Source organism: uncultured Flavobacterium sp., assembly GCF_963925415.1.
GTDB lineage: Bacteria > Bacteroidota > Bacteroidia > Flavobacteriales > Flavobacteriaceae > Flavobacterium.
Genome location: NZ_CAWUTS010000017.1, coordinates 22949 through 28948, shown reverse-complemented (window position 1 = coordinate 28948; position 6000 = coordinate 22949). Strand labels below are relative to the sequence as shown.

At 36.4% G+C, this 6000-nt stretch carries 5 protein-coding genes; all 5 read left to right on the top strand.

The genetic code is table 11. The annotated features are described in order from the left end of the window. Positions 1 to 79: 79 nt before the first annotated feature. The gene (locus tag AABM47_RS01360; protein WP_338409124.1) at positions 80 to 502 is read left to right on the top strand and encodes a hotdog fold thioesterase; all 423 of its coding nucleotides are present in this window, start codon (positions 80 to 82) and stop codon (positions 500 to 502) included. Between the two features lie 81 nt (positions 503 to 583). Then, positions 584 to 1786, top strand: a complete 1203-nt coding sequence (gene pcaF, locus AABM47_RS01355) for a 3-oxoadipyl-CoA thiolase (protein WP_338409123.1) — start codon at positions 584 to 586, stop codon at positions 1784 to 1786. A gap of 86 nt (positions 1787 to 1872) precedes the next feature. Further along, a complete protein-coding gene (paaZ, locus tag AABM47_RS01350; RefSeq protein WP_338409122.1) occupies positions 1873 to 4368 on the top strand; it encodes a phenylacetic acid degradation bifunctional protein PaaZ in 2496 nt (831 codons plus the stop codon). Between the two features lie 206 nt (positions 4369 to 4574). After that, positions 4575 to 5324, top strand: a complete 750-nt coding sequence (locus AABM47_RS01345) for an enoyl-CoA hydratase/isomerase family protein (RefSeq protein WP_338409121.1) — start codon at positions 4575 to 4577, stop codon at positions 5322 to 5324. Between the two features lie 66 nt (positions 5325 to 5390). After that, the gene (locus AABM47_RS01340; protein ID WP_338409120.1) at positions 5391 to 5987 is read left to right on the top strand and encodes a transferase hexapeptide repeat family protein; all 597 of its coding nucleotides are present in this window, start codon (positions 5391 to 5393) and stop codon (positions 5985 to 5987) included. Positions 5988 to 6000 lie beyond the last annotated feature (13 nt).

Sequence of the window (6000 nt, the reverse complement as noted above, 5' to 3'; positions counted from 1 at the left end):
AATAGAGAGTTTTTAGCAGAATTAACAAAAATGATAAGCAGTTTAAGAAATATAATTAGTAAACGAATAAACAGTTAGTATGTCAGACCTAAAACCTACGCCCAACCACCTAATACCATACAAAATGTTGAGCCAAGATGCTTATAGTCAATGGCTTGGTATAGAAATACTTGAATGCGAAATTGGCCGTTGCAAAGTAGCGATGAAAGTTCGAAAAGAAATGTTAAACAGTATGAACAAGGCTCATGGGGGAATTACTTACTCATTAGCCGATACAGCATTCGGATTTGCAGCAAACACACACGGAAAATTTGCAGTATCTATAGAAACCTCTATAAATCACATAGAAGCAGTCAACGAAGGAGATTATTTAGTAGCCGAATCTGTAATAGAAAAAGTAAATAATAAACTAGGATTTAATATTATAGAAGTAAAAAGAGGTGACGAGCTGGTAGCACTTTTTAAAGGTGTAGTGTATCGTACAAATAAAGATTGGGAATAAAAAAGGGAAATAGATTTTGTGTAGTTTGTTTTAAAAATATTTTCTACGACTAAAATTTTAGCACCTAAAACCTTAAATAAAATGGAAGCATATATTATAGACGGAGTTCGAACTCCAATAGGAAGTTATCAAGGAAGTTTATCACCAGTTCGTTCAGACGATTTAGGTGCATTGGTAATCAAAACTGTAGTTGAAAACAATCCAAACATCCCAAAAGAGGCTTATGATGAAGTTATTATGGGTTGTGCCAATCAAGCTGGTGAAGACAACCGTAATGTGGCGAGAATGTCGTTATTGCTAGCAGGATTACCTTATACCATTCCAGGAGAAACCGTAAATCGTTTGTGTAGTTCTGGTTTATCAGCAATTATTCATGCTAACAGAGCTATAAAAGCAGGAGACGGACACGTTTTTATTGCAGGTGGGATAGAAAATATGACCCGCGGACCATTAGTGGTTTCAAAAGCATCCTCAGCATACGGAACCGATTCAAAAATGTACGATTCAAGCTTTGGATGGCGTTTTGTTAACCCAAAAATGCATGCGCTTTTTGGTACTGACGCCATGGGAGAAACAGCCGAAAATTTAGTAGAAAAATATTCAATTTCAAGGGAAGATCAAGATAAATTTGCTTTTAACAGTCAAATGAAAGCAACAGCAGCACAAAATTCAGGAAGATTGGCAAAAGAAATTGTAGCTGTAGAAATTCCACAAAGAAAAGGTGATCCCATAGTTTTTTCAAAAGACGAATTCATCAAACCAAATTCTTCGCTAGAAGTGTTAGCAAAACTACGTCCAGCATTTAAAAAAGATGGAAGTGTTACTGCTGGAAACTCATCAGGATTAAATGATGGAGCAGCAGCAACAATTATTGCATCTGCTGAAGCTGTAGAAAAATACAATCTAAAACCAATTGCGCGAATCGTTAGTTCGGCAGTCGTTGGGGTAGAACCTAGAATAATGGGAATTGGTCCTGTTGAAGCTACAAAAAAAGCATTAGCAAAAGCCAACTTAACATTAGATCAAATCGACATCATAGAATTAAACGAAGCCTTTGCTTCACAAAGTATAGCTTGCTTGCGCGAATTGGGCTTAAAAGACAATGACCCAAGAGTAAATCCTAACGGTGGCTCCATAGCAATTGGGCATCCATTAGGAGTAACTGGAGCAAGAATTACCTATTCGGCAGCATTAGAATTACAATTAACTCAAAAAAGATACGCATTAATCACAATGTGTATAGGAGTAGGCCAAGGTTATGCCGCTGTTATAGAACGTGTTTAAAAACAATCGCCTTTTAGCATTTAAACCCGAATATTGAATAAGTTAGCGATTAAAATAAAAAAGATACTGAACTAAATTCAGCGCAAATGAAACTAAAAAACTACATCAACGGATCTTGGGTTGAAGGACAAGGAGAAGGAACTCCAATGTTCGACGCCATAACAGGAGAAATAATAGGGTTTTCTTCTACCGAAGGACTCGATATTCCTAACGTTTTAGAATACGGAAGAATAAAAGGAGGCGAAAAATTGCGCAAAATGACCTTCCAAGAACGGGGCAATATGATCAAAGCATTAGCCTTGTATCTTACCAAAAAGAAAGAAGCTTTTTACGAATTAAGCTATCGCACAGGAGCTACTAGAATCGACAGTTGGATTGATATTGAAGGTGGGTTCGGAAATCTTTTTGCAAATGCGTCCCTACGAAAATTATTCCCAAACCAACCGTTTCATGTAGAGGGTGATCCAATAGATTTATCAAAAGGGGGTCGTTTTATGGCACATCATATTTTAGTTCCAAAACATGGTGTTGCGGTTCATATTAACGCGTTCAATTTCCCAATTTGGGGAATGTTAGAAAAATGTGCTGTCAATTGGATGGCCGGAATGCCAGCTGTAGTTTTACCTGCACCACAAACAGCCTTTTTAACAGAAGCAGTTGTTAGAGAAATCATAGCTTCAAAAATTTTACCTGAAGGCACTTTACAATTGTTGAGCGGCATGACTAAATCAATTTTAGACACAGTAAATTCTCAAGATGTAGTTACGTTTACGGGCTCTGCTCATACAGGGAAAATACTAAAAAATCACCCAAGATTAATTGAAGAGTCTGTACCTTTTACAATGGAATCTGATTCGTTAAATTGTTCCATTTTAGGTAAAGACGCAGTTCCTGGAACACCAGAATTTGATTTGTTTGTAAGGGAAGTTAAAAATGAAATTACGGTTAAAGCTGGACAAAAATGTACAGCAATTAGAAGAATAATCGTACCAGAAGAATTAATAGATGATGTTCAAAAAGCATTGGCAACACAGCTAGATAAAGTCACAATTGGTGATCCAAGATTAAAAGAAGTTCGAATGGGTGCTTTGGTAAACAAAGCTCAAGTCGAAAGTGTAAAAACGCAAGTAAACAAAATCGCTCAAACAGCACAAATGGTTTATGGAAATTTGGATGAAGTACAACTCATTGGAGCTGATGCAAAAAAAGGGGCATTTTTAAAACCCATTTTAATGCGAGAAAATAATCCGTTTACAAATACAGCTTGTCACGAAATTGAAGCTTTTGGACCTGTTTCAACCATTATGCCTTACAAAAACTTAGAAGATGCCATTGCTTTATCACAAATGGGTAAAGGCTCGTTAGTCTCTTCTATTTTTACTTATGATGATGTCATCGCAAGAGATTATGTCATCGGAGCAGCATCTCATCATGGTCGCATTTTAGTCGGAAATCGCGATATGGCCAAACAAAGTACCGGTCACGGTTCACCATTACCCATGTTGGTTCATGGAGGCCCTGGTCGTGCGGGTGGCGGAGAAGAAATGGGAGGTGTTCGAGGTATTAAACACTATATGCAACGTTGTGCTATTCAAGGTTCACCAACTACCCTAACAGAAATTACAGGCATTTATCAGGCTAACGCTAAATATAAAGAGGCACCAGAACATCCTTTTAAATACTATTGGGAAGATATTCAACCCAGTATGTCTTTAAAAACACATAAGCGAACAGTAACAGATACAGATATTATTAATTTTGCCAATTTAACTTGGGATCATTTTTATGCACACACTGATATTACATCACTAGATGGAAGTATTTTTGAAAAACGTACTGCTCATGGATATTTTATTATAGCCGCTGCTGCGGGTTTATTTGTTTATCCAAACAAAGGGCCAGTTGCTGCAAATTATGGTCTAGAAGAATGTCGTTTCTTGCGTCCTATTTATCATAACGACACTATTTATGTGCGATTGACATGCAAACAAAAAGTGGATAGAGACGTCGCTTCTGCAGAACATCCAAGTGGAATTGTAAAATGGTTTGTTGAGGTTTTTGATGCTGAAGACGAATTAGTAGCTGTAGCAACTATCTTAACAATGGTGCAAAAAAAGCAAGATACTTTTGTTGAAATGACCGATGATAAAATTTTAGAATGTTTACATAAATTAACCGAAAAAACAAAACCAAAATGGGGAATTTTAACGCCTCAACATTTGCTAGAACATTTAGAACACAGTTACAAAATCATGTCTGGAGAAATTCAAGATTTTGAAATTGCTACACCCGAAAAAATACTAGATAAAGTACACAATTCATTATACGATTATAAAAATTTTCCAAAAGGAACGGCTTTTCCAACTATGAAAAAAAATGTTTTAGAAGACTTGGTTTATCCCGATTTTGAAACAGCTAAAGCCAAGTTTTTACAATCAAGAGAAGCCTATAAAGTTTTTTTCAAAGAAAACCCAGAAGCAAAAGTAAAGAATATGGTTTTTGGAGAAATGAACAAATACGCATCATATCTATTAGAAAGAAAACATTTAAACCATCATTTCGAACAATTTGATTTGATGTAAAATAATTTAGGAGCTATTTCCTGCTATCCGTTGCAATCTGTCATTGCGAGGAACGAAGCAATCTCATTACGATTGACTATCGCAATGACAGGATTTCCACTTCTATCAGGGCTAAAAAAAAATTAACGATTGAAGATTAACGATTTTTGAATTTTGAAGTTTTTGAAATCAACAATCAACAATTAACAATTAACAATAAACAATCAATGAACGCATACGTAAAACAAGAAATAAAAAACAACATCGCTACAATTGAGTTCTTTCATCCAGAACACAACTCATTGCCAAGCGATATATTAGCACAATTAGCCAACACCATTACAGAAGTTGGAAACAACAACGAAGTAAAAGTCATCATACTAAAAAGTGGTGGAGACAGAACTTTTTGTGCGGGAGCGAGTTTTCAAGAACTAATTTCAATAAATGACGCTGCAACCGGAAAAGTATTCTTCTCAGGATTTGCAAACGTAATCAATGCCATGCGAAAATGTCCCAAATTCATCATCGGAAGAATTCAAGGAAAAACCGTTGGTGGTGGAGTAGGCATTGCAGCTGCAACCGATTATTGTATGGCAACAAAATTCGCAGCCATTAAATTATCTGAATTAAATGTTGGAATCGGACCATTTGTAGTGGCACCAGCAATCGAAAGAAAAATGGGAGTTTCAGCCATGTCACAAATAGCTATTGATGCCAATACTTTTTACGAAGCAACTTGGGCAAAAGAAAAAGGATTATTTGCAAACGTTTATGATAGTATTTCAGCATTAGATGCAGAAGTTCAAAAATTTGCAGAACATTTATGTACTTACAATCCAGAAGCCATGCAAGAAATGAAAAAAGTTTTTTGGAGAAATACTGAAGATTGGGACAACCTTTTAGCAGAAAGAGCAGCCATAAGCGGGAGGTTAGTTTTATCTGATTTTACAAAAGAAACGTTGAAGAAGTTTAAATAAGGTGGTAGGTTATGGGTTGTAAGTGCTAGAAGAAAACCCACAACCCACAAACTAAAACATAACAAAATGGTTTACGAATTCAAAGGGTTCATCCCAGTAATACACGAAAGTAGTTTCATTCATCCACAAGCAGCCGTTACGGGTAATGTCATTATTGGTAAAAATGTGTATGTTGGCCCAGGTGCAGCCATTCGTGGCGATTGGGGCGAAATAATCATTGAAGACGGTTGCAATGTTCAAGAAAATTGCACCATTCATATGTTTCCAGGAAAATCTATGGTTTTAAAAGCTGGAGCACATATTGGTCACGGAGCCATAATTCATGGTGCAAACATCGGAGCCAATTGCCTTGTCGGAATGAACGCAGTAATTATGGATGACGTAAACGTTGGCGATGAATGCATCATTGGAGCATTAGCTTTCGTAAAAGCGGGAATGCAGATTCCAAACCGAAAAATGGTTGTTGGAAATCCAGCCACAATTATAAAAGATGTTTCAGACGAAATGATTGCATGGAAAACAAAAGGAACAGCTTTATACCAACAATTGCCAAACGAATGTTACGAAACTCTAAAAGCAGTTGAACCGTTAAGAGAAATTCCAGCCAATCGCCCTACACAAGAAGCGTTTTACAAAACATTAGAAGAATTTAAGAATAAGTAAGCAGTATTTAGTG